Below are 26,284 nucleotides of genomic sequence, written 5' to 3'. Positions count from 1 at the left end.
GCCCGACCCGGACGAACTCCCAGCCCACCGCTCGGCAGGCCTGTTCCATCGCCTCGAACGACTCGGCCGCAGCGTCATCGACCTGATCGTCGGCCCTCACGTCCACGACGCGGCCTCGGCCGTCGGCCAGCCGCACGAAGTAGTCCGGCGCATGCTGGCGCTTTCGGGTGCCGTCGTGCTGAGCCGAAGCACGATAGTTGTCACATAGGCAGGCTGATTGTCACCGACGGTGCTGTGGGCGGTTGAGCCTGAGCGCGACAGGTCGACAACTGTGGTCATCCGTGTCCGTCCAAGTTCTGGTTCTCCTGGGTCGGCCTCTGCGGGCTCAGAGACGCGTCAGTGTCAGTGGGCTCTGCCAGGGTGTGCGTCGTGGATGAACTGGTGGAGCGTGTCGACGATCAAGATCGTGTGCTGGGGATGGTGGTCAGCCGCCGGCAGGCCATCCAGGAGGGTTGGCTGCACCGAGTCGCCGTGACGGTGTGTCGTGATGAGCGTGGACGGATCCTCGTCCACCGACGGTCGGAGCAGGTATCGCGCTTCCCCGGGCTCTATGAGGTCGAGGTCGGTGGTGCCGCAAATGTCGGCGAGTCCTATGAACAGGCCGCCGCGAGGGAGCTGGCCGAAGAGCTGGGCATTCGTGCGCTGCCGCGCCTGCTGTTCACGTTCCTCAACCGCAGCGGCTTGAGCCCTCACTGGCTCGGCGTGCACGAAGCCGTGGTGCCGGACGCCGTGGTCCCCGATCCCGATGAGGTCGCCTGGCATGGCTGGCTGACCGAGCCGGAGCTGCGGTCGGCCCTGCTGGCGTGGCGCTTCACCCCCGACAGCCACGAAGCCTTCAGTCGGTATTTGACGTTCCGGACCGCGCGGTCCTGACCTTGCCCATCACGCTCAGGCTCAGCGTCTGTCGATCACCTTGGTCAGGTGCTCGGCGTGGTCTTCGAGCAGCGGCTTGAGGGCGCCGTAGTAGGGCTGGTAGTCCGTTGTGCGGAGCCAGTGGAAGACGTTGTGCCGCTCCCGCGTCCAGACAGCGCGTAGCGCTGGATCGGGTGCGATGTGCGGTGGGCAGGGGGCGAAGTCGGGCTCACCTTCGGTGGCGCGGGTCCAGATGTAGGCGCTGACGGCCAGGCGTCTGCGGTCGTCGCTGATGGGTTTTCGGTGGCTTGTGAGGACCGGGAGCTGGGCGAGGATGTGCTGCCAGTTCTCGGGTTCCAGGGTCCAGGTGGCGAGGGCCTCGCGTCGGCGCTGGTAGTCGATGACAGGCCCGGCGAGGAGTTCGGCGGTGATGGTGTCGAGGGCCTGTTCGAAGTCGCGGGCCGTACCGCTGGCGCGGAGATGGCGGTTCAGCAGCTGTGTGTAGCCGTTCCTCTTGCCCTGGGGGTTGATCCCGAGGAACTGGGCGGCTTCGTCGAGGCTGCCGCCGCGTGCGCGTCGGACGAGGAAGACCGAGGCACTGCGTCGGCGCATCTTGGGGGCGATGGCCGAGAGGAAGTTGAGGTGATGTTCGGCGAGCGCTTGGGGCAAGAACGCAGGGATGTGTTCGGGTCGCAGGCCGACACCGGTGGAGGGGCGGCGGAGTCCGCCTTTGCCGGTGCGTCGGAAGGTGGGAACGGTCGTGTCGGCGGCGAGCTGGAAGCGTTCGGAGCATGCGCTGCGGTGCTTCTTGAAGTTCTTGTCCCAGATCAGGTGCCGTGTGGGCGGGATCCCGCTGCGGGTCCGGTTCTCCTCGGGCGCGAGCGCGGAGAGCGCTTCGCGGAGGTCGCCGGCGGTCAGGATGCGGTCGGTGACCTGGAGGAGGCCGGCGCAGGCGAACGCGTCGACGGGCGCCCCAGTGGAGCGGTAGGGACGGGAGTCGACTCCGTCGTGGATGGCGAGGTGCCGGTCGACGGCTTCGGCGAGTGGGCGGGTGGTGCCGACCGGCTGGACGCGCGGCCAGCAGATCATGATAGTCCCGCGAGCAGGATGAGCTCGGTGAAGTACTGCTGGGCCGGCTGTTTCGGACCGCCCGGCCGGAGTAGTCGAAGGATCTTGTGCTGGAGCGCGAGCAGGGCGGGGCCGGGACGGTGATGGTGCAGTGGGTGGTGCGCAAGCCGTGCCCCGCAGGGGGCGCCGGGCCGACTGGTCGGGATGTCCTGATCCGTGGAAGACCGGCAGTGGGCAGGGTGGACTTCGGAGGCGGCGGGACGGGGAAACAGCTGGGCTCTGCTGCTGGAGTTGACCGGTTTGTGGTAGTGGGGGCAGAGGTGTTCCAGGAACACCTCGTGGAGCGGGCAGGCGAAGACGACCGGAAGGCGCCAGAGGATCTGCCAGGGCCCGCCGTGGGCGTTCTGGATGTCGGAGCCGTCGCCGGCGAGGCAGCGAGGGCAGTAGCGGGCGGTCGTGGCGGACAGCGATCCGTCCGTGTGCATGGAGTAGACCTTGCCGGCCCGCACGTTGGCGACGCTGCGGGCCGCCGGCGGATAGCGGGAGGCGAGAGGTTCCAGCGTCATCGCGCGAACCTCGCGGGGGTCCAGGCGGGTGGTGGCGGCGAAGTTCTTGATCTCGGCGGGGGCAGCCGCGTGGAGAGTGACGCCCGGGCCCGACCGAGCCGCTCCTTTTCGGTCAGGCCGGTCAGCTGGGCGAGCTCGTGGGGCGAGATGTGCAGGCGGTGGGCCAGACGCAGGACGAAACCGGTCAGGGACTCGCCCTTGAGAGGGTCGAGGCTGAGTTCTAAGGGCCGCCGCCCGGAGCTCATGGCCATGTCAGTCACCCGCGGCCGGCCTGTTCCCGCGGTCGTCGAGGACCGTGTTGCGTCCGCGCCGTCGGCGGGGCTTCGTGGGCGGGGCGGTGGTCTGCGGGATGTCGGGGACCTCGCCGGCACCGGGGTCGAGGTCGTCCAGGTTGCCGAGGTGGATCGTGGTCTTCGCGAGCAGTTCGGGGGTGAGGCGTTCTTCGCCGGTGAGGATCGCCTCGGTGCAGCCGTCCTCGATCAGCCGCCGCAGCAGGCCGACGACGCCGCGGGTGCGGCCGAAGAGGTACTCGGGCATCTCGCCACTGGTGAGCATGCCCTCGAAGGACCGCAGGAGCCGCAGTTGGTCTTCGATGCCGGCCAGGTGGTCGAGGAAGGCAGTGATGGCGGCCGGGGTGGAGTAGTCGAACGGGTCGAGATCGACCATGTCGAACCGGCGGCCGGTCTGCGTGGCGGCCGCGGTGCTGTGGCGCCCGCCTCGCCCGTTGTCGGGGAAGACCCACTGACCGGTGCGGTGGTCGACGTAGGCACCGCGCAGGAGTCCGGAGCCGGGGATGTCCACGCCGATCAGGATCAGGGTGACGTTGAGGTCCATCAGTTCGCGGATCAGGTCGAGGGTGTCCTGGTCGTCCTCGCGGTGAAGCCGGAGCCGGGTGATGTCGTCGATCAGCAGGGCGGTGGTGTGATGGTCCCGGATCGCGTCCCGCACTGCTCTGACCAGGTCGTCGAGGGTTCCGGGGTGCGGGTTGCCGTAGACGTTCAAGATCGCTTTGCAGAGTCCCTTGGGTGTCGCGCGGACCGGCAGGCGGCAGTAGGCGACAGGGACGAACACGTCCCGGGTGCCGGGAGCGGGGCCGGGCAGCAGCTGGTGGTGGACCTCGCGCCAGACGTCCTCGAAGGACGCGGCCGCGTCGCAGGCGGTCTCGGTCTTGCCCTGGAACCCGCCGCCGTTGATCATCAAGCCGTCGCGGGTGCCGGGCATGAACTTCACCGCGTTGTTCTGCAGCCGACCGCGCATCAGGTTCGCGACCGGCGCGCTCATCGGCGTCTCCTGCAGCCGCATGTTGACGTGCGTCGCGGTGCGGTGCAGGTCGTGCAGGGCCCGACGCTGGGGACTCAGGCTCTGGTGCTCGGCCAGGCTCAGACGCGGAGCGGGCACGAAGGTGCCGCGGATCTTCCGCCACTGCTGCCAGCCCTCCCAGCGGGTGCGGTCCGGCGGCGGGCCGGCCCGCAGGAAGGGGACGACCGCGTGCTCATCCGGCGTCGTCTGGTCCACCACGGTCCTCCTCCAGGTCGTCCTCGGGCAGGACGAACACGCTGCGGGCACGGAAGCTGTGGCCCAGCTCGGGCGGCGGGACGGGAGCGGGCCGGACGGCCTCCCGCCGCCGGCGCCGTTCACCGGCGACCGCTTCCTGCGTCTGGCGGGCCCGGCCCGGCCAGCTCAGCACCGTCGCCGTCTCCTCCCCAGCGGGAGCGGGAGCGGGTGGTGGGGCCGGTGCGGGCGTGCTCGGTGGCCGGTCGGCCTGCGCGGCCCTGGCCTGGTGGGTCTCGCGGGCATGCTCGGTGCGCTGGGACTTCTCCAGCTGGGTCGGCCACTTGCTGACCGGGATGTGCGAGCCGATCAGCTCCAGCAGCACCGGCAGCAGTTCGGTGTCCGACTTCGGCTTCAGCCCGGCCGTGGCGGCCTTCGCGAGCAGGGCGCTGGCCCGCGCATCCCCGAAGGCCGGCATCTGACCGGCCCGGGGGATGCCCGTCCAGGGCAGCGGGTGCCAGGCACGGCTGATTGGGTCCTGGAAGAACACCTGGCGCCGGTCACGCGGGTCGCGGCGGATGAGCCACTTGCCCTTGTGCTTGCCGCCCCGCGTCGACAGCTCGCCGCGGTAGTCGCGCAGGACGTCGGTGTCGTCGTACCAAAGTCCGCGGATCTTCACCCCGCGGCGCTTGTCGATGCGGACGTAGTGGGCGGGAAGCAGCTCGTAGAACAGCTCCGGGGAGGGGATGTCCATCGCGAAGCCGGTCTGCGCGAACGACGCCGCGAACAGCGAGTTCGGGCTGTGCGAGCCGTCCGGATCCCAGGCCGGGGCGTACTCGCCCAGCTTGCGTTTTTGCCAGACGCCGACGATCCAGGTTGCGATCAGGTGCTTGAGCTGGTCGGCCGTCAGCACCGCGTCCGCGGCCGGGTCGGCCCCGCGGTCGGCGACGTCGACGCCGGTGTAACCGACCAGGTGCTCGAACAGAAGCTGCCGGATCACGCCGAAGGCCCGCTCGACGGCGGCCTTGTCGGTCGGCCGCAGCACCCGCGCGGGCAGGACCTGGCAGCCGAGGACCCGTTCGACCTCGACCAGGTGGTGGTTGTGATAGACCGATCCGTGGTCGGTGGTCACCGTCTCCGGGGTGAAGAACGGCAGGCCGGCCACCGCGTGCCCGGCGAACTCGGCCACCACCGCGGCGGGCAGGCCGGGGTAGGGCCATTCCAGGTCCTCGCCCCAGTCCGCCCGCATCGGCAGTGGCATCGTCACGTCCCGCAGCACCATCGCGACGTCCACCGAGGTGTCGGAGACCAGCGTCAGCCGGAAGGCGACCAGCGAGTGCGTGCAGACGTCCAGGGCTAGGGTGAGGTGCATCTTCACCGGATCGCCGAAGACGTGCTCGCGGACCATGACCGGCAGCACCGTGGTGTCCAGCGCGACGACCTGGCCCGGCCGGTGCACCAGGACGTGCCCCTCCGACTTCGGCAGGTCGGCCGATCTCGCGTAGCGCTGCCGGGCGCCGCCGGGGCCGAACCACTCCTGCCAGAGCCGGCGTAGGGTGTCGTAGCTGGGCACCTTCGTCTCGGGCCCGAACTCCTCGCGGACGTACTGGCGGATCATGCGGTCCTTGGTCCGCATCGACACCTTCGCCATCCGCTTCGTCTCCTCGCGGACCGCCAGGACCGCCTCCCGCACCGGCTCGGAAACCGTGCGGGTTCCGCCGCTGCGGCGCAGCCACCGGTCGTCCGCGCAGCCCACCAGCCCGAACCGGCGGCGGGCGTTCTCCCACCGGATCAGCGTGCGGTAGCCAACCGAGCCCAGCCCCAGAAGCCTCGCGTGCTGCGGGTCCAGGGCCGCGAGTTCCGCCACCTTCGCGTGCCGACGCTCGGTGAGCGTCGTGGTCGCCGGGTCGTACTCGGCTCTCGGCTTGGCCGGGCCCGGGTGGAACGGGTCGCCGGAGCGGAACCCGGTCGCGACTTCCAGCAGGTGGGCCATCCGCAGCTCGGTCAGCTCCAGCCGGACCGCTTTGAGGTCCTCGGATGCCTTGCGCTGGCGGCCCCGGTCGGCCCCCGCCGACGACGTCCGCGACGACGGGCGGCACTGCGGATGGTTGGCCAGGAACCGGAAAGTCATCCGCTCGCGGGTGCCGTCGTCCTGCACCAACTGGACTCGGCCCAGGTGCGGTTCGCGGCGCTCGACCGTCCACTCCGTCCCGTCCAGCACCAGCCCGGCGCCGGGGGAAAGGTCCAGCACGGCCGCCGCGGTCACCGGGCCGTCTCCCCGGCGGGCAGCACGAGCGAGCGGTCCTGGAGCGGGCTGGCCAGGTCGACTCCCAGCTGCCGGGACCACAGCAGGTGAAGCAGCTGGGCCCGGGCGACCGGCTCACAGCCCGTCGCCGCCGCGAGCTCGCCGAACCTCCGCCCGCCCCCTGCCTCGGCGAGCAGCACCGGCCGCAGCCTCAGCGGATCGGACCTCAGCCGGCGCCGCGACGCCATCGCGTCCAGCCCTGCGAAGGCGTGCTCGCGCCAGCGGGCGGCCACCGCGTAGCGCCAGCCGCAGACGACGGCGACCTCGGCGGCTGCGGCGAACGACTCCCGGTCCGACTCCTTGATCAAAGGCTCGGGGCGTACGTCGATCAGCCAGACGCCGTGGCGGGTCACCGCGAGGTAGTCGGGAGTGTGGGAGCGGCGCTTCCCGCAGGTCCCGAAGGAGATCTTCAGCGGCTGCGAGACGACGTCGACCACGTCGCCGGCGAAGTCCAGGGGCAGCAGTACCCGGCTCTCCTCCAGGCTCTCCGCGCCGTGGTGCCGCGGCCGGTGCTGGTCAGAAACTGCAGGCCAGGACGGTGCCGTTGGTCCCGGCGCCAGGTGAAGTGCCGCATTGGGTCGCTCGTGAGCACTGGCTCCTGTACGAGATCGTGCACCGAGCAGGACGCATCGTCCCCGCCTGCCCGCCACGAGACCGCCCACCGTCTCGTCCAGCCGTCGCCCAGATCCAGGCCGGACCTGCCCGCGTCGACGCCCGTCGGCACGAAAAGGTCCTCCCAGCTGCACTGATGCGACCAGACCGACCCGGCGTCAGCGGCGTCGACTACCCTTCCCGACCCAGCACGTGTAGCGATGAGCCCATCGAAGCCCTGCGGAGAACCTCAGATTCCCGATCTTCGTTTCTGGTGACAGAAAGGCTGCTGATGAGCGTCTGTGACAAGTCGGATGCCTCGTGTGTGACAACCCGGCTGCCTCGACCATCCCCATTCGCCAGGTCAGCCGGTGCCGTGACAACTTCTGAGCTTCGGCTCATGGTCACCATCGTGCGCGCAGCACACCGTCGCTGTCGGGTAGAACGGCTTGGAGCAGTGGACTGCGTTCGTCGGTGTAGAGGGACAGAGCGCAGGCCGCTCGCGCGTCGGCTACCAGGGCAGCGAGCTCCTGGTACTGGGTCTCATCGACGGTCACGTCTCTGATCGTTCCGTCCTCCGTCTCCCAGACAAACTCGATATGCCATTCGGACGGCAGTGCGGTCAGGACCGCGCCGACGTCGGGTTGCAAGTCGGGCCAGACGGTCAGCAGGGCGCGCGGGCCGAGACCGGCGCGCACTGCGTTGAGGTTTTCCGCGGTGAGACGGTGCCAGCGTGTGGCGTTGACGATATGGGTTTCCTCCAGGAGCAGGCCCTGTCGCGCCACCAGCTCGGTGCACACCGACGCCCAGAACCCTTCGTCGGCGGCTTCTGTCACCTCTGGTTCCGCGGCGTAGGGGGAAGCCACCAGCCGTTCCGCGAAGAGGCCGAGTTCCCGCGTACGGGCCACGGCGACTGTGCAAGGCTGGTCGCTGCCCACGTACACGTACTGGTCCCATCCGACGTGCACGGCGAAAACGTCTTCTGCTTCCAGCTGGCACCAGGCGCCCTGCTCACGGAGCATGACGCGGATCAGCTCCAGGGCCACCGCCAGGGAGACCTCGGCCCCGTCGTGGTAACCGGCGAGGTCAGCCGGGAAGAGCCCGCTGAGACCGTGCCCCTCCACCGCCGGCTGGGCACCGAAGTGGACGTGCCCGGTGACGGAGGGCTCACGAATCTCCAGCCGGTCAATGCCCGCAGCTTCCGCAAACGCGGAGATCGCCTCCAGGTATGCGGCCTCGACCGGTCCGTGGTCGCTGACCGCCTCCTCCGCACCCTGGTAGGTGCCGTGTTCGTCACGGTCGGCGGGGTCGTACTTCGTGATCCGGTGAACGAAGGCAGGCGGCACGCTACTCCTATACGGGGTGGAAGGTAGCGCCAGCGTAGGTCCCGGGCCACACCCGTCGTTCCCACTTCCGGTGCACAGCCCGACAGATCTTTCTGGTGACAGAAAGACTGCCGAATGAGCGCCTGTGACAAGTCAGATGCCTCGCGTGTGACAACCAGGCTGCCTCGGTCGTCCCCATTCGCCAGCTCAGCCGGTCCCGCTGGTGACAACTCCTGAGCTTCGGCTCACTAAGGGCTGTCCCGTAAATGATCTTTGACGTGCCTGGTGACTTGGTGGTTTCTGCGTCATCCGGCCAGCGCGAGGTTGTGCAGGCGGGCGATGCCGAGCATGGCGTGGTGGACACCGTCGCCTTTGAGGCGGCAGTCGCGGAGGATCTTCCAGGTCTTCATGCGGGCGAAGGCGTGCTCGACGCGGGCGCGGACCTTGCGGTGCGAGCGGTTGTGGGCCTCTTTCCAGTCAGGGAGTTCGGTCTGGCCGGGTTCGCGGCGGTGCGGGATGGTCAGGCCGGTGCCCCGGTAGCCGCCGTCGGCGATCACCGTGGGAGTGGTACCGACGGCGGCCTTCGCGCCGGACTCCTCCCAGGCCCGGCAGTCGTTGCGGTTGCCGGGCACCGGCCTGCCGACGGCGACCACGAGGCGGGTGTCGGCGTCGATGACGACCTGGTGGTTGGTCGAGTAGCGGTAGTTCTTGCTGGAGGCCGCCACGGCCCGGTCATGGGTGGGCACCAGCGTGCCGTCCACGATCAGCACGGTGTTCTTGCGGAACCGCCGCCGGGGCTGGAGGGCGAGAGCCGGACCGAGGTGGGCGACGATCCGGTCGGCCGCCGACTTCGACACCCCGAACAACGGAGCCAGCTGGCGCAGGGTGAGGTTGGTGCGCCAGTACGCGGCCACCAGCAGCACCCGGTCCTCCAACGTCAGCGACCACGGCCGGCCCCTGCGGACCGGATCGGCCCCCTCACGGCGCAGCGCGGTGATCAGCTTGGCGAACTGCCGCGGGCTCAGCCCGGCAAACGGACCTATCCACGAGGGCTCCGACGCCGTGATCACACCAGCCACGGCAAGATCATCTCGCCCCTGACCAGCAGTTACGGGACAACCTCTAGTCCGGCCGCAGGTAGCGCACCTGTCGCTACTGCTACTGGCTCAGCGAGGCGAGAACGGCCAGGCACAAGGTCAGGGTGGCAGCAAAGGCGACACCGCTTCGCGAGAGAGCCGCCGGAACGGCGGCTCCCTCCCAGCGGGCAAGGCCGAAGGCGATCACCGCGGCGACGGCGGCGAACAGAACGGCCACCGCCAAGACGAGAAGCAGGAACGCTGTGGAGCCATGGTTCACGAGTGCACCGCCTTGATGATGTTTCACGGGCAAGGGATTAGGACGATCCCGAGTAAAACCCGCTGCTGAGCAGGTTGAATGTTCTTCGGCGACAACAGGGGGTTGTCCGGCGAACAACTGAGCGGGAGGGCGCGTGGGCGCCAAGGGGAAACGACCGGGCCGGCCATGGGCACCACCGCGAGGATCGTGTGCTGAGATCAATCAGTTGGTTGAGCAGGTACGGTCCTGGCTGGATGATGCATCCATCTCCGTGGTGCAGCTCCATCAACGTCTGACCTCGGACCACTTCACGACTGGCACAGTGCCCGAACTACGACGACTGCGTGATTTGTTGTCAGGTGAAGCACTGACGTGGGACCTGGTCGAGGCAGTGGCTGACGTCTGTTTCCCAGACGAGCCAGTCGACAGCGCCGAGCAACGCCTGCAGACAGCACGAGACTTATGGCAACGGGCCCGGACCAGCCCAACACCGCTCGCGAAGGGTACTCAGGAGCTGGCCCTCGCCCATGAACTGTTGGCAGCCAAGGACCGCACCATCGAGGTGTATCAGGAACTACAGGTCGTCCGGCATGCCTACGAGGCCAGTGAACGCAGCCGGGCACAGGCACTGCAGATCGCTACCCTTCTGTTCGCCATGCTCGGCCAGGCACAGGCAAAGGTGGTGGAACTGCAACGTCGGGTCGATGCTTTGCAGGTGCTGCCGCCAACGGACGCGGAGACGCATACAACGCTGGAGCTGCGCCTATCGCGTGCACAGCGGCAGCAGACCGACTTGCGCCAGCAATTGGCTCGTGCGGAGCAGGAGAGGGACACCGCCCAGCAGGTTGCCGACCATGCCGCACGTCGCATTCAGGCTTTGGAAGCCGAACTCGCTGCGCTGCGAGAGTGGGCGGGGGATGAATATCACTACTTTGCTGAGGAACTGGCTCCGCAAGTTCCTCAGCCCGGCTTGCAAGCGATCTCTGACGATGATGCGGATCTCGACGACGTCGATCTCGCCTTGGAGAAGGCCCGTGTCGTGCTTGATGAGGAGCACGACACCGTTCAGCAGGCTGCCCATGACATGGGGTATCGGGCGCCCTCAGCCCCAGCCACGGCCTTCGATGCTGCTCCTACGACGAAGATCGTACCGGCGCAGCCCCAGCACAGACCCGAATTACAGTCTCCCCTTCATCGAGCCGTCGAAGACCCCGCCGGGTTGTCCCGAACAACCCCGGACAACCATCTGGTCAGTTCTAAAGCTCTCCTTCCTGTCACCGAATCGCGCCTGTCTGCTGATCGTCTGCGCTACATAGGTTCTGCGACCCGGCGGATCGCCCGGGGCATGGACCTGGACGAGGTTGTGATGGGGCTGTGCCGGGCCACCGTGCCGATGTTCGCGGACGTTATTCTTGTCTACCTGCGCGAGCCGCTGCCGGTCGGTGACGAGCGGCCCACCGGCCCGCTGGTTCTGCGGTTGCGGCGCACCGATCGGATGCCGACCGAGCAGGACACCGAGGGCGGCTTCCTGCCGACCGCCCAGGCCGAGCCCTCCGAGCCGGAGGCGATGGGGCTCGAGCTGTGTGAGGTGCGGCCGGGCAGCGCGCTCGCCGAGGTGCTGCGTGGGGTGCGACCGGTTTTCTCGGACACACCAACCGCACGCGCCGCTCTCGCGGCGTTGCTCAGTTGGGATGCGGAAGAACTCGACCTACTCACCGGGCGGCACATAATTCTCGCACCGCTGCGCGGCCAACGCCGTGTAGTCGGAGTCGCCTTGTTCCTGCGTGGTGCGCAACGTATAGCGTTCCAAGCCGACGACCTACTGGTGGCAGCGCAGCTGGCCACGCACAGCGCACTGGGCGTAGACCGGACCGTGTTGTACGGGCGCGAGACGTACTTTGCCGCCGAACTCCAGCGTCAAATGCTGCCGGAGCACCTGCCCCGCTGCACCGGTGTGCGGCTGGCGTCCCGCTACCTGCCGGCCGCGGAGACCGCGCGGGTCGGCGGCGACTGGTACGACGCCATTCCGCTGCCGGGCAACCGGGTCGCGCTGGTCGTCGGGGACGTCATGGGCCACTCCATGACGTCCGCGGCGCTCATGGGCCAGCTGCGCACCACCGCGCAGACCCTGGCCGGGCTGGACCTGCCCCCGCAGGAGGTGCTGCACCACCTCGACGAGCAGGCCCAGCGGCTCGGCACCGACTACATGGCGACCTGCCTGTACGCGGTCTACGACCCGGTCTCGCACCGCATCACCATCGCCAACGCCGGCCATCCGCCGCCCGTCCTGCTGCACCTGGGCGGCCGGGCGGAGGTGCTGCGGGTGCCCGCGGGCGCCCCGATCGGCGTCGGCGGGGTGGACTTCGAGGCCGTGGAGCTGGAGGCGCCCGCCGGGGCGACCCTGCTGCTGTACACCGACGGGCTGGTGGAGTCCCGGCTGCGGGACGTGTGGACCGGTATCGAGCAGCTGCGCGAGAAGCTCGCCGCGACCGCGCAGCTGACCGGCCCGGACCATCCGCCGCCGCTGGAGGCGCTGTGCGACGAGGTGCTGGACATGCTCGGTCCGGGCGACCGGGACGACGACATCGCGCTGCTCGCCGCCCGCTTCGACGGGATCGCGCCGAGCGACGTGGCGTACTGGTTCCTGGAGCCGGAGGACGCCGCCCCCGGCCGGGCCCGCCGCCTCGCCCGGCGGGCGCTGTCCCGCTGGGGCCTGGAGGAGCTGACCGACTCGGTGGAGCTGCTGGTCAGCGAGGTGGTGACCAACGCCGTGCGGTACGCCACCCGGCCGGTCACCCTGCGGCTGCTGCGCACCGACGTGCTGCGCTGCGAGGTCGGCGACGACGTGCCGCAGCTGCCGCGGCTGCGGCTGGTGGGAGCCATGGACGAGGCCGGACGTGGCCTGTACGTGGTGAACCGGCTGGCCCGGCGGTGGGGCGTGACGCGGCTGAGCACCGGCAAGATGGTCTGGTTCGAACTCCATCGCTACAAGTGAGAGAGACCAGGCCGCTGCCGAGAATCCTCCGGAGCCATACCCGGGTCCCGAGTGCGACGGCCGGTGGTCTTAAGTGAGAAGCCGTATCTCAACCGATCATGGAACGTGCAAGTCGAACAGGTTTCCCACCGGGGTGATCTTCTGGCGGTCGGCGCATGAAGGCAGGGCCCCTTGGTAGCTCGGAGGTGCGAACCGAACCGAGCAGCACCAGGAGGCCTGGTTGTCGCAGTTGTACGCGCTCATGCCCGCTGATCTCAACTCAGGCGCCCGATCGTGCGATTGCCTCGCGCACGTGTACGGCAACGCGGCCGATCACCCCGACCGGGCACGAAGGTATCCGTCGGACATGACGGATGCGGGCGTTGTCACGTTGGCTGACCGGCCTGAGATGATTTTGGAGTTGATCGTGCCGGGGAGGGGTTCGTCCGTGTCTCCGTCGTGCAAGGGCCACCGGTACCCGGTGGAGATCATCTCCCACTGCGTCTGGCTGTGCTTCCGCTTCCCGCTCAGCTTCCGGGAGGTTAAGGAATTGATGCTCGAGCGCGGCGTCATCGTGTCACGAGACGATCCGCCGGTGGTGTCTGAAGTTCGGGCCGTCCTACGCCAACGCGCTGCGCCGCCGGCGTGCGAGGCCGGGCGATAAGTGGCACCTGGACGAGGTCTTCCTCACGATCAACGGCGAGCAGAAGTACCTCTGGCGCGCGGTCGACCAGGACGGCACCGTGCTGGACGTCCTCGTCCAGAACCGGCGCAACAAGGCCGCGGCCCGGCGCTTCTTCCGCAAGCTCCTGAAGAGGACTCGCGCCGTGCCGCGGGTGGTCGTCACCGACAAGCTGCGTTCCTACGGCGCGGCGCACCGCGAGGTCATGCCCTCGGTGGAACACCGCTCGCACAGGGGCCTGAACAACCGGGCCGAGAACAGCCACCAGCCCACCCGGCAGCGCGAACGCGCCATGAAAGGCTTCCGCAGCGTCGGCGGAGCCCAGCGGTTCCTGGCCGCGTTCAGCGGCATCTCACCCCACTTCCGGCCCCGCCGCCACCTGATGACCGCCGCCGGCCACCGCGCCGAGATGACCGTCCGCTTCGTGATCTGGGAGCAGATCACCGGGGCCGCCGCCATGCCCGCTGCGGCCTGACCCGAAACTGCCACCCGGCCACACCACACCCTGACACGCCATCAGCCGGTCGCACCCCCACCAACGTGACAACGCCTCCGCGAGGCCACGTCGCCGGGGGCAGTGGACGGCAAGCCGTCCCCTCGGTCCCGGTGTCGGCAGGTGCGGGCGGCGGCTAGATGGCTGACATGGTCACGACTTTGACGGGCTTGCCCAGTGCCAAGCAGGCGCGCAAGGACCTGGCCGGGCTGACGGTGGCGGCGCACGGTCCGATGGCCGGCTGAAATCACGCCAAGTTCCCCCACTGGGCCGCGCAGGGCGAGTCCTGCGGCACCCGGAGACGGAGCTGGAACGCGACGGCGCCGGCGTCGTGCGGGACTTGGGAGCCGTAATGGCTGCCGTGTGCGTGCCGACCGCGGTCGGGCCCACGTCTGCCCTGGGCGTCGAGGGCGTCTCCGCGTGCCGGGCTGCGACGCCGCCGTGCCCGGGTCGCCCTCTCCTCGTCGTGACAGGGAGTCGGGCAGATTCTGCCGTCTTTTCCCTGGCCGGTCCCGCCTTTGGGGCCGGCCCCCGCACTCCGCCGCCTCGCGATGGTTCCGTGAACCTTCCCGTCCCCGGTCCAGTGCGTCCCGACCCCGGGGGACCCCCGGACGGGGGAAGCCGTCTTCTTCGCAGAGGGGGGTGGCGGCACGCAGTAGATGCAGTTAATCTACAGTCATAAGATTATCTGGTTGCGGCGAGCGGTCGATCCGCAACTGCTTGAGAGGTGAGAGCGGTGCCGGCGAACGAGAGTGTTCATGATCTGGTTGTCCGACGGCGTGATCAGATAGCCCAGGGCGTGGTGCGCCTGACGCTGGCGTGCCCCGACGGCGGCGAAGTCCCCTTCTGGGAACCGGGTGCGCACATCGATCTGGTGCTCGGCGGCGGCCTGGTACGCCAGTACTCGCTGTGCGGCGATGTCGGAGACCGGGCCGGATTGCAGGTGGCGGTGCTGCGCGAGCAGGCCGGCCGGGGGGGCTCCGCCCACGTCCACGACAGGGTGGCGGAAGGGGACCGTGTGCAGGTCCGTGGCCCCCGCAACAACTTCGCTCTCGTCGACAGCCCCGAGTACCTGTTCATCGCCGGCGGTATCGGTATCACGCCGCTCATGCCCATGATCCGCCGGGCGGAGGCGGCGGGGGCGGAATGGACACTCCTCTACGGTGGCCGGACCCGCTCCTCCATGGCGTTCCTCGACGAACTCGCCGGTGAGCGCGCCGACCGGGTCCGTATCCAGCCGCAGGACGAGTGCGGGCTGCTGGACCTGGAGTCGGTCCTGGGCGAACCCCGGGACGGAGTCGCCGTGTACTGCTGCGGGCCGGAACCGCTGCTGGAAGCGGTGGAAAAACTCACCGCGTCCTGGCCGCCGGGGAGTCTGCACCTCGAGCGGTTCTCCCCCAAAACACTCCACGACGCCCCCGAGCCCGGAGGGTTCGTCGTGAAACTCGCCCGCACGGGCACCGTGGCCACCGTGCCCGCCGACCGTTCCATCGTCGACGTGCTCGACGACGCCGGCATCGACCTGCCGACCTCGTGCCGCGAGGGCACCTGCGGCACCTGTGAGACGACCGTGCTCGAGGGCCGTCCCGATCACCGGGACTCTCTGCTCTCCGAGGAGGAGCGCCGGCAGGGCAAGACGATGATGCCGTGCGTGTCCCGGTGCCTGTCACCGACCCTGGTCCTGGATCTGTGACGAACCGGGCCACCGGCACACCCCGGCGCAAGGACCGGGAGGGGTGGGCCGTGTGCGCCGGGGCGCGCCGCCGAGTCGCCCTCACGACCGGGCGGCGCACCCCGGGGCCTGCCCCCTTCGCACCCCGGCGGCGGCCGACCGTGCAGCTGCCCGATGGGCGCGTCAATTCCGCCCCGAACAAGGAGAGCTGATGGACAGTGACCTCTTCGAGCCCGACCACGAGGCGTACCGCGAGACCGCGCGGTCCTTCGTCCATCGGGAGGTCGTGCCGAACATGCAGCGCTGGGACGAGGAGCGCTGCGTGGACCGGGAGACCTGGAAGAAGGCGGGTCGGGCCGGACTGGTGGGCCTCTCGGTGCCGGAGCGCTTCGGCGGCGCGGGCGAGCCCGACTTCCGCTACCGCGTCGTCCTGTGCGAGGAGATCGCCCGCGTCGGCGCGTCCTCGCTGCAGTCCTCGTTCAGCACCAACGACGACATCGTCCTCGGGTACCTGCTGAACCTGGCGACGGAGGAGCAGCAGGAGCGGTGGCTGCCCGGCTTCGTCACCGGGGAGACCGTCGGGGCGATCGCGATGAGCGAACCCGCGGCCGGGAGCGACCTGCGGGGCATCACCACCACCGCCGTCCGCGACGGCGACCACTGGGTGCTGAACGGCTCCAAGACCTTCATCACCAACGGCATCCTGGCAGATCTGATCGTGCTCGTGGCGCGGACCGATCCGGACGCCGGCAGCAAGGGGTACAGCCTCTTCGTGGTGGAGCGGGACACCCCCGGCTTCACCCGCGGGCGCAAGCTGGACAAGGTCGGACTGCAGGCGCAGGACACCGCGGAGCTGTTCTTCGAGGACGCCCGCGTCCCGGCCGCCAACCTCCTCGGCCCGGTGGGCAGCGGTCTGGCCTCCCTGATGCAGAACCTCCCCCGGGAGCGCCTGGGCATCGCGGTGGCCGCGCAGAGTTCGGCGGAGGCGGCGTTCCGCTGGACCCTCGACTACGTCCGTGAGCGGCAGGCGTTCGGCAAGGCGATCGCGGAGTTTCAGAGCGTCGGTTTCACCCTGGCCGAGCTGCGCACCAGCATCGAGGTGAGCCGCGCCTACCTGGATCGCTGCGTCAGGGCCGTCAACGCCGGAACGCTGAGCGCGGTGGACGCAGCCAAGGCCAAGTGGTGGGCCACCGACATGCAGTGGAAGGTCATCGACGCCGGTGTCCAACTGCACGGCGGCTACGGCTACATGAAGGAGTACCCGATCGCCCAGGCGTTCATGGACGCCCGCATCCAGCGGATCTACGGCGGCACGAACGAGATCATGAAGGAGATCATCAGCCGCGATCTGGTGCGCAGCTCCTGACCATCAGCGCGACTGCGGGCCACACCCCCTCGCCGTCCGCACGCGATCGACCCGATCGCGTGCGGACGGGGGCCCGCGGTACGGCGTCGAGGAACCTCCGGCGGGCACGTGCGGGTGCCCGCCGGAGCCGGACCGGGCGGGACGGCGCAAGGGGCGCCGTCCGCCGGACGGACGACACGCGGCGGCAAGGCGACGGCCGGGCGCGGTGACGGGCGAAGGCCCGCACCGGCGGCCGGGGCGACGACACACGACGGAGCGGGCATGACGAAGCGTTGGGGCATCACACTCCCGGTGGCGGGACTCTCGATCGCGGACCAGAAGGAGTTGGTTGCCTCCCTGCCCGACCTGGGCTACACCGACGTCTGGTCGGCGGAGGCGGACGAGACCGACGCCTTCACCCCGTTGGCGCTGGCCTCCGCCTGGGCGCCCCGGCTCCGGCTGGGCACCGCGATCGTGCCGGTCTTCACCCGGGGGCCCGCCACGCTGGCGATGAGCGCCGCGACACTGGCCGCGGCCGCGCCGGGGCGGTTCGCCCTGGGCGTGGGCACCTCCTCCGACGTCATCGTCGAACACTGGAACGACATCCCCTTCGAGGAGCCCTACAAGCGGGTCCGGGACACCGTGCGCTTCCTGCGCGCCGCCCTGCGCGGAGAGCGGGTGGACGAGACCTACGAGACCTTCGCGGTCCGGGGCTTCACCGCCCGGCTCGTCCCCGAGGAGCCGCCGCCGGTGCTGATCGCCGCGCTGCGCCCCGGCATGCTGCGGCTGGCCGGCCGGGAGGGGGACGGGGCGATCGTCAACTGGCTCTCCGCGCGCGACGTGCGCACGATCGCGCCTTACGTGCGCGAGCGCGACCCGGCCAAGGAGATCGTCGCGCGGATCTTCGTGATGCCCGGCGCGGACTCCGAGACGGCCCGCGCCCTGGGTCGAAGGATGATCACCGCCTACCTCAACGTCCCGGTCTACCGGGCCTTCCACGAGTGGCTGGGCCGCGATGATGTCCTGGGACCGATGTGGCGGGCCTGGGGTGAGGGGGACCGCCGGGCGGCGCTGCGCGCGGTGCCCGACGAGGTGGTGGACGAACTGGTGATCCACGGCCCCGCCGAGCACTGCCGGGAGCGGATCAACGAGTACGTCGACAACGGGGTCACCACGCCCGTGATCCACCTCGTGGGGGACCCGAAGGACCCCGTGCGCGCCGTGCGTGACCTGGCCCCCGACGGCTGAGCGGGTGCGGGTGCCGGGCCGGGCCTCGCGGGCGACGGACCCGCGCAGGGGCTGGCACCGGAACCCCCGCGCCCCTATGATTATCTATAGCCATTAGTTTAATGAAGGCAGGCTGCCCTCGTGCTTCGGCGCCCGTCGCCGTTCTCGCGAGCCTGCCGCGCACCCGCGCCGCCGCGCGCCCCTGGAGCCTGTCACCCCTGCCCGTCAGGGAGCCGGCACGTCCCGGCGGAACGGCCCACCCAACGAGGCGGAAGAAACGAGGGAACTCCATGGAACTGGATCGACGGCAACTCTTCATCGGCGGACGGTGGACCGAGCCGGCCGACGGGAGCGGCCAGGACGTCATCGAGGCCGCCACCGGCAAGGTGCTCGGCCGGACCGCGATGGCCTCCGCCGCGGACGTGGACGCCGCCGTGGCGGCCGCCCGCACCGCACTCGCCGACCCGTGGGGGAGCATGCCCGCCCAGGAGCGGGCGGACCTGCTGGACCGCTTCGCCGCCGCGCTGAAGGCCCGCGGACGCGAGATCGCCCCGCTGGTCAGCCGCGAGAACGGGATGCCCCTGTCGCTCTCGATCCCGGTCAACGGGTTCAGCGCCTCGATGACCGTCGCCTACTACGCGCGACTGCTGCGCGAACTGCCCGAGACGGACGTGCGGCCGAGCCTCATCGGGGAGACCGTCGTGCGCCGCGAGCCGGTGGGCGTCGTCGGCGCCATCACGCCCTGGAACTACCCGCAGTCACTGGCCGCCATGAAGATCGGACCCGCGCTGGCGGCCGGCTGCACGGTGGTCCTCAAGCCGGCCCCCGAGACCGCGCTGGACGCCTTCTACTTCGCCGACGCCGCACAGGAGGCCGGACTCCCGCCCGGCGTCCTGAACGTGCTGCCGGGCGGCCGCGAGGCCGGGGAACAGCTCGTCTCCCACCCAGGCGTCGACAAGATCGCCTTCACCGGTTCCACGGCGGCGGGCCGCGCCATCGGCGAACAGTGCGGACGACTGCTGCGCCCGGTCACCCTCGAACTGGGCGGCAAGTCCGCCGCGATCCTCGCCGAGGACGCCGACCTGGCCGCCTTCACCGCCGCACTGCTGGACGTCAGCCTCACCAACAACGGCCAGACCTGCCACGCAAGCACCCGCATCCTGGCCCCCGCCGCCCGCTACGAGGAGATCGTCGACGCGGTCACCGACACCGTCCGCGCCCTGCGCGTCGGCGACCCGCTCGACAGGTCGACCGAGGTCGGCCCGCTCGTCAGCGCCGCCCAGCGGGACCGCGTGCGCGGCTACGTCGACCTCGGCGTGCGCGAGGGCGCCCGACTCACCACCGGCGGCTCGGCACCCGTCGACGGCCTGACGGACGGCTGGTTCGTACGGCCCACCGTCCTGGCCGACGTGGACAACGACTGGCGGGTGGCGCGCGAGGAGATCTTCGGCCCCGTGCTGTGCGTGATCCGCTACGAGGACGAGGACCACGCCGTCGCCCTCGCCAACGACTCCGACTACGGACTCGGCGGCACGGTCTGGACGGCCGACCTGGACCACGGCATGGACCTCGCGGCCCGCATCCGCACCGGCACCATCGGCGTCAACCAGTACGGCGTCGACCTCCAGGCCCCCTTCGGCGGCGTGAAGGCCAGCGGCCTGGGACGCGAGATGGGACCGGAGGGACTTGCCCCCTACCACTCCCTGAAGTCGGTCTACCGACCCGCGCAGGCCGCGACCGCCTGAGCCCGGCGCACGGGCCGCACCGGCGACAGCCAACCGGCCCCACCCGTACACCACAGGAGACAGGACACCCATGAGCAACTCGAAGGAGACGGCCGCGGCGGCCGCGACGCTGGAGCGGCGCGGCCACGTGGGCATCATCACCCTGAACCGGCCGCAGGCCATGAACGCGGTGAACGCCGCCCTCTCCGCCGCCGTCGGCGCGGCACTGGAGGATATCGCCGCCGACCCCGAACTGCGCGTCGGCGTGATCACGGGCGCGGGCCGGGCGTTCTGCGCGGGCGCCGACCTGAAGGAACTCGCCGCCGGACGGCCGGTGTCGGCCGAGGGCCACGAGGAGTGGGGCTTCGCCGGACTGGTGCAGCACCCCATCGACAAGCCCCTGATCGCCGCCGTCAACGGATTCGCGCTCGGCGGCGGCACCGAGATCGTCCTCGCCTGCGACCTTGTGGTCGCCGCCGAGGAGGCCCGCCTGGGCCTGCCGGAGGTCAAGCGCGGCCTCATGGCGGCCGCCGGCGGCGTGTTCCGCATGCCCCGACAGGTCCCCGCCAAGGTGGCCGCCGAACTCCTCTACACCGGCGAGCCGATGACCGCCCAGACCGCCCTGGAATGGGGACTGGTCAACCGCGTCGTGCCCGGCGGGCACGTGCTGGCGAGCGCGCTGGAACTGGCCGAGTCCATCGCCGCCAACGCGCCCCTGTCCGTGCAGAGCACCAAGCGGCTCCTGCGCGAGAGCCACGCCTACGGCTCGGACCTGGACCCGCAGCTGTGGACGCTCAACAACAAGGAGATGGGCGCCCTCATGGCCAGCGAGGACGCCAAGGAAGGCCCGCGCGCCTTCGCCGAGAAGCGCGCACCCCGCTGGACCGGCCGCTGACCTACGGCCCTTGGCCACCCCGGACGCCCGCACAGCGACCCCGCGGGCGTCCGCACCCCACCCCCGTCCGCACGTCTCCCAGGAAAAGGAAGTCCCATGAACGACGCCGTGATCGTGGATGTGATCCGTACCCCCTCGGGCAAGGGCAAGCCCGGCGGGCAGCTGTCGGGCATCCACCCGGCCGACCTCCTCTCCCGGGTGCTGCGCGCCCTGGTGGAGCGCAACGACCTCGACCCCGCACTGATCGACGACGTCATCGCCGGCTGCGTCTCCCAGTCGGGCCAGCAGACGATGAACATCGCCCGCAACGCGATCCTCGGCGCGGGCCTGCCCGAGTCCGTCCCCGGCACCACCATCGACCGCCAATGCGGCTCCAGCCAGCAGGCCGCGCACTTCGCCGCGCAGGGCGTCATGTCGGGCGCCTACGACATCGCCATCGCCTGCGGCGTGGAGTCGATGAGCCGGGTACCGATGTTCAGCAGCTCGCAGGGCCAGGACCCGGCCGGCCCCGCGGTCGCCGCCCGCTATCCCGAGGGCCTGGTCAACCAGGGCATCTCCGCGGAGCTCATCGCCGCCCGCTGGAAGCTGGACCGCGACGCCCTGGACTCCTTCTCCGCCCGCTCGCACGCCCGGGCCGCCGCCGCTGCCGCCTCCGGCGCCTTCGACAGCGAGATCCTGCCGATCACCGTCACCGACGCCGACGGCACCGAGCGCACCCTGACCACCGACGAGACCGTGCGTGCCACGACCACCGTCGAGGGACTGGGCGGCCTCAAGCCCTCGTTCCGCGACGAGGCCATGGGCGCGCGCTTCCCGGAGATCGACTGGTCCATCACCCCGGGCAACTCCTCCCCGCTGACCGACGGCGCCTCCGCCGCCCTGATCATGAGCGCGGCCAAGGCCGAGGCGCTGGGGCTGCGTCCCCGGGCCCGCTTCCACTCCTTCTCGGTGACCGGCTCCGACCCGCTGCTCATGCTCACCGGCGTCATCCCCGCCACCGAGAAGGTCCTGGCCCGCGCCGGCCTCGGCATCGACGACATCGACGCCTACGAGGTCAACGAGGCGTTCGCCCCGGTCCCCATGGTCTGGCAGCAGGAACTGGGCGCCGACCCCGAGCGCCTGAACCCGCGCGGCGGCGCCATCGCCCTGGGCCACCCGCTGGGCGGCTCCGGCACCCGCCTGCTGACCACCCTGCTCAACCACCTCGAGGCCACCGGCGGCCGCTACGGCCTGCAGACCATGTGCGAGGGCGGCGGCATGGCCAACGCCACCGTCATCGAGCGCCTCTGACCCTCCCCCTTTCACCCACCTCGTAAGAAGAAGGGAACAGCCGTGGACATCAACGGCAGCGTCGCCCTGGTCACCGGCGGAGCCTCGGGCCTGGGCCTGGCCACCGTCGAGAAGCTGGTCGCCTCCGGAGCCAAGGTCGTCATCGTCGACCTGCCCTCCTCGCCCGGCAAGGAAGTCGCGGAAAGGCTCGGCGACGGCGTCGCCTTCGCCCCCGCCGACGTCACCAGCGAGCAGGACATCACCGCCGCGCTGGACGTCGCCCAGGAACTGGGCACCCTGCGGGTGGCCGTCAACTGCGCCGGCATCGGCAACGCGATCAGGACCGTCGGCAAGCAGGGGGCCTTCCCGCTGGCCGACTTCACCAAGGTCCTCCAGGTCAACCTGATCGGCACGTTCAACGTGATCCGCCTGGCCGCCGAGCGCATCAGCCGCGCCGAGGAGATCGACGGCGAGCGCGGCGTCATCGTCAACACCGCCTCCGTCGCCGCCTTCGACGGCCAGATCGGCCAGGCCGCCTACTCCGCCTCCAAGGGCGGTGTCGTCGGGCTCACCCTGCCCGTCGCCCGCGACCTCGCCTCGCTGAAGATCCGCGTGGTCACCATCGCGCCCGGCCTGTTCGAGACGCCGATCCTGTCCGGACTGAGCGACGACGCCAAGGCCTCGCTCGGCGCGCAGATCCCGCATCCCGCCCGCCTCGGCAACCCCGTCGAGTACGCGGCGCTGGCCGCGCACATCGTGGAGAACCCGATGCTCAACGGCGAGACCATCCGCCTGGACGGCGCCATCCGGATGGGTCCGCGCTGACCTCCCGTCCCCCTGGCGTCCACGGGTCCGCACCTGCGTCGCGGACCCGTGGGCGCCGTCCCCGCCCGGCACCGCCGGTGCACCCACCCGGCTCCCCACGGAAGGGAACCCCGTCATGCGCATCGGCATGAAACTGGACTACAGCGGCGGCTTCGTCGAGGCCGTCGAGGAACTGCGCGACCTGGAGCGCGTGGGGCTGGACGTCGTCTACGTCGCGGAGGCGTACAGCTTCGACGCCGTCAGCCAGCTCGGCTACATCGCCGCCAAGACCGAACGGCTGCGGATCGCCTCCGGCATCCTGCCGATCTACTCCCGCACCCCCACGCTGATGGCCATGACGGCCGCCGGACTCGACTACGTCTCCGGCGGGCGCTTCACCCTCGGCCTGGGCGCCTCCGGCCCGCAGGTCATCGAGGGCTTCCACGGCCTGCCCTACCAGGCACCGCTCGGCCGCACCCGCGAGCTGGTCGAGATCTGCCGCAAGGTCTGGCGCCGCGAGGCCGTCGTCCACGAGGGCAAGCACTACCGCATCCCGCTGCCTGCGGAGCAGGGCACCGGTCTCGGCAAGCCGCTCAAGCTGATCAACCACCCGCTGCGCGCCCGCATCCCGGTGATGCTCGCCGCCATCGGCCCCAAGAACGTGTCGCTGGCCGCCGAGATCGCCGAGGAGTGGGAGCCGATCTTCTTCCACCCCGGCAAGGCGGCCGAGGTCTTCGGCCCCGCGCTGGACGAGGGCCGGGCCCGACGCGACCCGGAACTGGGCGAGTTGGGGATCAGCATCGGCGTCCCCGCCGCCGTCGGCACCGACACCGAACAGGCGCTGCACGCGGTCCGCGCCCAACTCGCCCTCTACATCGGCGGGATGGGTGCCAAGGGCAAGAACTTCTACAACGACCTGGCCTGCCGCTACGGCTACGAGGAGGAGGCCGGGCGTACCCAGGACCTCTACCTGGCCGGGCGCAAGGAGGAGGCAGCCGCGGTGCTGCCCGAGGAACTGGTGCGCGCCCTGTGCCTGGTGGGCACGGAGGACGAGGTCGCCGAGCGGCTCGCCGCCTACGCCGCGGCCGGCGTCACCACCCTGTCCCTGCAGCCGGTGGGCCCCGACGCGGGCGACCGGGCCGCGCGCATCGCGCTCGTCGAGCGGGTCGCCGCACTCGCCGCCGGCTGACCGGCTCCCCCCCCGCACGTAACGTCGACAAGCCCGCCCCGCACGCTGCGGGGCTCGAGGAGGACATGATGCCCGGACCTTTGGACGGCCTGCGGGTGGTGGAGTTGGGGGGTATCGGGCCGGGGCCGCACGCGGCGATGCTGCTCGCGGACCTGGGGGCGGACGTGGTGCGGGTGGAGCGCCCGAGCGGGGGTCTGCGCACGGTGCCCGAGGGCGCGGCGGACTGGCTGCTGCGGGGCAGGCGTTCGGTGGCGGCCGACCTGAAGGACCCGGCGGGTCTGGAGGTGGTGCGGGCGCTGGTGGAGCGGGCCGACGTGCTGGTGGAGTGTTTCCGTCCGCAGGTGGCCGAGCGTCTCGGGATCGGGCCGGAGGCGTTCGTGGAGCGCAATCCCGGTCTGATCTACGCCCGGATGACCGGGTGGGGGCAGGACGGGCCGTGGGCGCAGCGGGCCGGGCACGACATCAACTACCTGTCGGTGACCGGTGTCCTGCACGCCATCGGCACCTCCGGCGCCCGCCCCACCGTTCCCCTCAACCTGTTGGGCGACTTCGGTGGCGGTTCCCTCTACCTGGTGATGGGCATCCTGGCGGCCCTGCACGAACGGCACCGTTCGGGCACCGGCCAGGTCGTGGACGCCGCGATCGTGGACGGCACCACCTCGCTGGCCCAGATGATCTGGGCGTTCCGCGGCACCGGCGTGTGGGACGACACCCCCGCCCACAACCTCCTCGACTCCGGCGCCCCCTTCTACGACACCTACGCCTGCGCCGACGGCCGGCACGTCGCCGTCGGCGCCCTGGAACCCCAGTTCTACGCCCGTCTGCTGCAAGGGCTGGGTCTGGAGGCGGCCGACCTGCCCGATCCCCAGGACCGGGCGGGCTGGCCCCGACTGCGCGAGACGTTCACCCGTGTCTTCGCCACCCGCACTCGCGACCAGTGGGCCGAGGCCTTCGCCGACACCGACGCCTGCGTCACCCCCGTGCTGACCTTCGCCGAAGCCACCACCCATCCCCACCTCACCGCCCGCACCACCCACATCACCCCCGACGGCATCCCCCAGGCCGCCCCCGCACCCCGCTTCTCCCGCACCACCCCCACCCCACCCACCACCCCACCCACCCCCGGCGCCGACACCCACGCCGTACTCACCGACTGGGGCATCACCCCATGACGCCGGACGCACCCGCACCACGCCCCGAGGAGCCACGATGAGACGAGGCCTGTATACCGCCGACCACGAGGAGTTCCGCGAGGTCGTCGCCGAGTTCGTCCGAAGGGAGGTCGTCCCGAACCTGGAGCGCTGGGACGAGCAGCGTCTCATCGACCGGGACGTCTGGCTCGCCGCGGGCGAACAGGGCCTGCTCGGCCTCGCCGCACCCGAGGAGCACGGGGGGGCCGCCCTGAGCGACTACCGCTACCGCAACGTCGTCCAGGAGGAACTGGCCAAGGTCTTCGCCTCCTCGCTGGCGTCCGGCTTCTCCCTCCAGGACGACATCGCCATCCCGTACCTCGCCTCGCTCGGCACCGAGGAGCAGAAGAAGCGCTGGCTGCCCGGGATGGCCGCCGGCAAGCTCATCGGCGCCATCGCGATGACCGAGCCGGGCACCGGCAGCGACCTGCGCGGCATCAAGACCTCCGGCACCCGCGTGGACGGCGGCTGGCTGGTCAACGGCAGCAAGACCTTCATCACCAACGGCATCCAGTCCGACGTGGTCATCGTCGTGGTGCGCACCGACCCGGAGGGCGGCTCGCAGGGCTTCAGCCTGCTGGTGGTCGAGCGCGACATGCCCGGCTTCACCCGCGGCCGCAAGCTCGCCAAGGTCGGCCTGCACGCACAGGACACCGCCGAGCTGTTCTTCGACGACGTGTTCGTCCCGGACTCCCACGTGCTGGGCACCGTCGGCGGCGGCTTCGGCCAGCTGGTCTCGCACCTGCCGCTGGAGCGCCTGTCGATCGCCGCGCACGCCCTCGCGCTCGCCGACGCGGTCCTCGCCGACACCATCGAATACACCCAGCAGCGCGTAGCCTTCGGACAGCCCATCGCGGACTTCCAGAACACCCGCTTCGAACTGGCCGAGCTGAGCACCGAACTCGACGTCACCCGGGCCTTCGTGGACCGGGCCGTCCTGGCCCACGGCGAGGACGACCTCACCGTGGTCGACGCCGCCAAGGCCAAGTGGTGGGCCACCGAGGTGCAGAACCGGGTCGTCGACCGCTGTCTGCAACTGCACGGCGGCTACGGCTACATGCTGGAGTACCCGGTGGCGCGCGCCTTCCAGGACTCCCGCATCCAGAAGATCTTCGGTGGGACCAACGAGATCATGAAGCAGATCATCGGTCGGGACCTCATCGGCCGTAAGTGACCCGCCCGAACCCCTCGGTGCCCGCGCCACGCCCCTCGGGCGGCGCGGGCACCGGTGCGTGACGACGGCGTGCGACGACGACGCGTCCCGTCCCGGTGCGTGGTCGGTTCCGC

Annotated in this window: 20 protein-coding genes and 2 pseudogenes; 13 read left to right on the top strand and 9 right to left on the bottom strand. The window is 70.5% G+C overall.

Translation table 11 applies throughout. The annotated features are described in order from the left end of the window. Window positions 1–369 precede the first annotated feature (369 nt). The gene (locus tag CP969_RS01380; RefSeq protein ID WP_399474046.1) at window positions 370–873 is read left to right on the top strand and encodes an NUDIX hydrolase; all 504 of its coding nucleotides are present in this window, start codon (window positions 370–372) and stop codon (window positions 871–873) included. Between the two features lie 21 nt (window positions 874–894). On the opposite strand, the gene CP969_RS01375 is transcribed toward CP969_RS01380, so the two are convergent. The 9 genes and pseudogenes from CP969_RS01375 to CP969_RS33060 form a co-directional block, all read right to left on the bottom strand. Beyond that, window positions 895–1,941 (bottom strand): hypothetical protein, encoded by a 1,047-nt coding sequence (locus CP969_RS01375; RefSeq protein ID WP_016828271.1) that lies wholly within the window; start codon window positions 1,939–1,941, stop codon window positions 895–897. Further along, window positions 1,938–2,606: pseudogene (locus CP969_RS01370) on the bottom strand (TniQ family protein); the annotation flags it as partial. The pseudogene CP969_RS01370 and the gene CP969_RS01375, both read right to left, overlap by 4 nt. A 132-nt stretch (window positions 2,607–2,738) precedes the next feature. Beyond that, entirely contained in the window at window positions 2,739–4,001 is a 1,263-nt protein-coding gene (locus CP969_RS01360) for an AAA family ATPase (protein WP_016828273.1), read from the bottom strand. Then, window positions 3,979–6,243, bottom strand: a complete 2,265-nt coding sequence (locus CP969_RS01355) for a DDE-type integrase/transposase/recombinase (RefSeq protein ID WP_016828274.1) — start codon at window positions 6,241–6,243, stop codon at window positions 3,979–3,981. Before CP969_RS01355 ends, CP969_RS01360 begins: the two co-directional genes overlap by 23 nt. After that, a complete protein-coding gene (locus CP969_RS33500; RefSeq protein ID WP_016828275.1) occupies window positions 6,240–6,719 on the bottom strand; it encodes a hypothetical protein in 480 nt (159 codons plus the stop codon). The genes CP969_RS01355 and CP969_RS33500 overlap by 4 nt, the downstream gene beginning before the upstream one ends. 558 nt (window positions 6,720–7,277) lie before the next feature. Next, window positions 7,278–8,219, bottom strand: coding sequence for a hypothetical protein (locus tag CP969_RS01345; protein WP_016828276.1), 942 nt, complete (start codon window positions 8,217–8,219; stop codon window positions 7,278–7,280). 284 nt (window positions 8,220–8,503) lie between these two features. Beyond that, window positions 8,504–9,277 (bottom strand): IS5/IS1182 family transposase, encoded by a 774-nt coding sequence (locus tag CP969_RS01340; protein WP_026085552.1) that lies wholly within the window; start codon window positions 9,275–9,277, stop codon window positions 8,504–8,506. A gap of 79 nt (window positions 9,278–9,356) precedes the next feature. Further along, a complete protein-coding gene (locus CP969_RS01335; RefSeq protein ID WP_016828278.1) occupies window positions 9,357–9,554 on the bottom strand; it encodes a hypothetical protein in 198 nt (65 codons plus the stop codon). Between the two features lie 742 nt (window positions 9,555–10,296). Next, window positions 10,297–10,614, bottom strand: coding sequence for a hypothetical protein (locus CP969_RS33060; protein WP_016828280.1), 318 nt, complete (start codon window positions 10,612–10,614; stop codon window positions 10,297–10,299). Window positions 10,615–10,617: 3 nt separating this feature from the next. On the opposite strand from CP969_RS33060, the gene CP969_RS01330 reads away from it, so the two are divergent. From CP969_RS01330 to CP969_RS01270, 12 genes and pseudogenes are all read left to right on the top strand, one after another. Beyond that, the gene (locus CP969_RS01330; RefSeq protein WP_078495546.1) at window positions 10,618–12,528 is read left to right on the top strand and encodes a SpoIIE family protein phosphatase; all 1,911 of its coding nucleotides are present in this window, start codon (window positions 10,618–10,620) and stop codon (window positions 12,526–12,528) included. 388 nt (window positions 12,529–12,916) lie between these two features. Further along, a pseudogene (locus CP969_RS01320) lies at window positions 12,917–13,664 on the top strand (IS6 family transposase). Window positions 13,665–14,481: 817 nt separating this feature from the next. After that, entirely contained in the window at window positions 14,482–15,375 is an 894-nt protein-coding gene (locus CP969_RS01315) for a PDR/VanB family oxidoreductase (protein WP_016828283.1), read from the top strand. A gap of 190 nt (window positions 15,376–15,565) precedes the next feature. Beyond that, a complete protein-coding gene (locus CP969_RS01310; RefSeq protein WP_016828284.1) occupies window positions 15,566–16,720 on the top strand; it encodes an acyl-CoA dehydrogenase family protein in 1,155 nt (384 codons plus the stop codon). A gap of 261 nt (window positions 16,721–16,981) precedes the next feature. Then, window positions 16,982–17,947 (top strand): LLM class F420-dependent oxidoreductase, encoded by a 966-nt coding sequence (locus CP969_RS01305; RefSeq protein ID WP_016828285.1) that lies wholly within the window; start codon window positions 16,982–16,984, stop codon window positions 17,945–17,947. A 269-nt stretch (window positions 17,948–18,216) separates the two neighbouring features. Then, window positions 18,217–19,671 (top strand): aldehyde dehydrogenase, encoded by a 1,455-nt coding sequence (locus CP969_RS01300; RefSeq protein WP_016828286.1) that lies wholly within the window; start codon window positions 18,217–18,219, stop codon window positions 19,669–19,671. 70 nt (window positions 19,672–19,741) lie between these two features. After that, a complete protein-coding gene (locus CP969_RS01295; protein ID WP_016828287.1) occupies window positions 19,742–20,545 on the top strand; it encodes a crotonase/enoyl-CoA hydratase family protein in 804 nt (267 codons plus the stop codon). Window positions 20,546–20,641: 96 nt separating this feature from the next. Then, window positions 20,642–21,835 carry a thiolase family protein gene (locus CP969_RS01290; protein WP_016828288.1) on the top strand — a complete coding sequence of 398 codons (1,194 nt, stop codon included), beginning with the start codon at window positions 20,642–20,644 and terminating at the stop codon, window positions 21,833–21,835. 42 nt (window positions 21,836–21,877) lie between these two features. Continuing rightward, complete coding sequence (locus tag CP969_RS01285; protein WP_016828289.1) at window positions 21,878–22,639, top strand: 3-hydroxyacyl-CoA dehydrogenase; 762 nt, start codon at window positions 21,878–21,880, stop codon at window positions 22,637–22,639. 115 nt (window positions 22,640–22,754) lie between these two features. Then, window positions 22,755–23,807, top strand: coding sequence for an LLM class F420-dependent oxidoreductase (locus tag CP969_RS01280; protein ID WP_016828290.1), 1,053 nt, complete (start codon window positions 22,755–22,757; stop codon window positions 23,805–23,807). A gap of 68 nt (window positions 23,808–23,875) precedes the next feature. After that, window positions 23,876–24,979, top strand: a complete 1,104-nt coding sequence (locus CP969_RS01275) for a CaiB/BaiF CoA transferase family protein (RefSeq protein WP_026085554.1) — start codon at window positions 23,876–23,878, stop codon at window positions 24,977–24,979. 37 nt (window positions 24,980–25,016) lie between these two features. Next, the gene (locus CP969_RS01270; RefSeq protein WP_016828292.1) at window positions 25,017–26,171 is read left to right on the top strand and encodes an acyl-CoA dehydrogenase family protein; all 1,155 of its coding nucleotides are present in this window, start codon (window positions 25,017–25,019) and stop codon (window positions 26,169–26,171) included. The last annotated feature ends 113 nt before the right edge of the window (window positions 26,172–26,284 follow it).

The organism is Streptomyces viridosporus T7A (assembly GCF_008704515.1).
Taxonomy (GTDB): Bacteria; Actinomycetota; Actinomycetes; order Streptomycetales; family Streptomycetaceae; genus Streptomyces; species Streptomyces viridosporus.
Note: the sequence above shows the minus strand (reverse complement) of the source record. Positions and strands in the feature narration are given on the sequence as shown.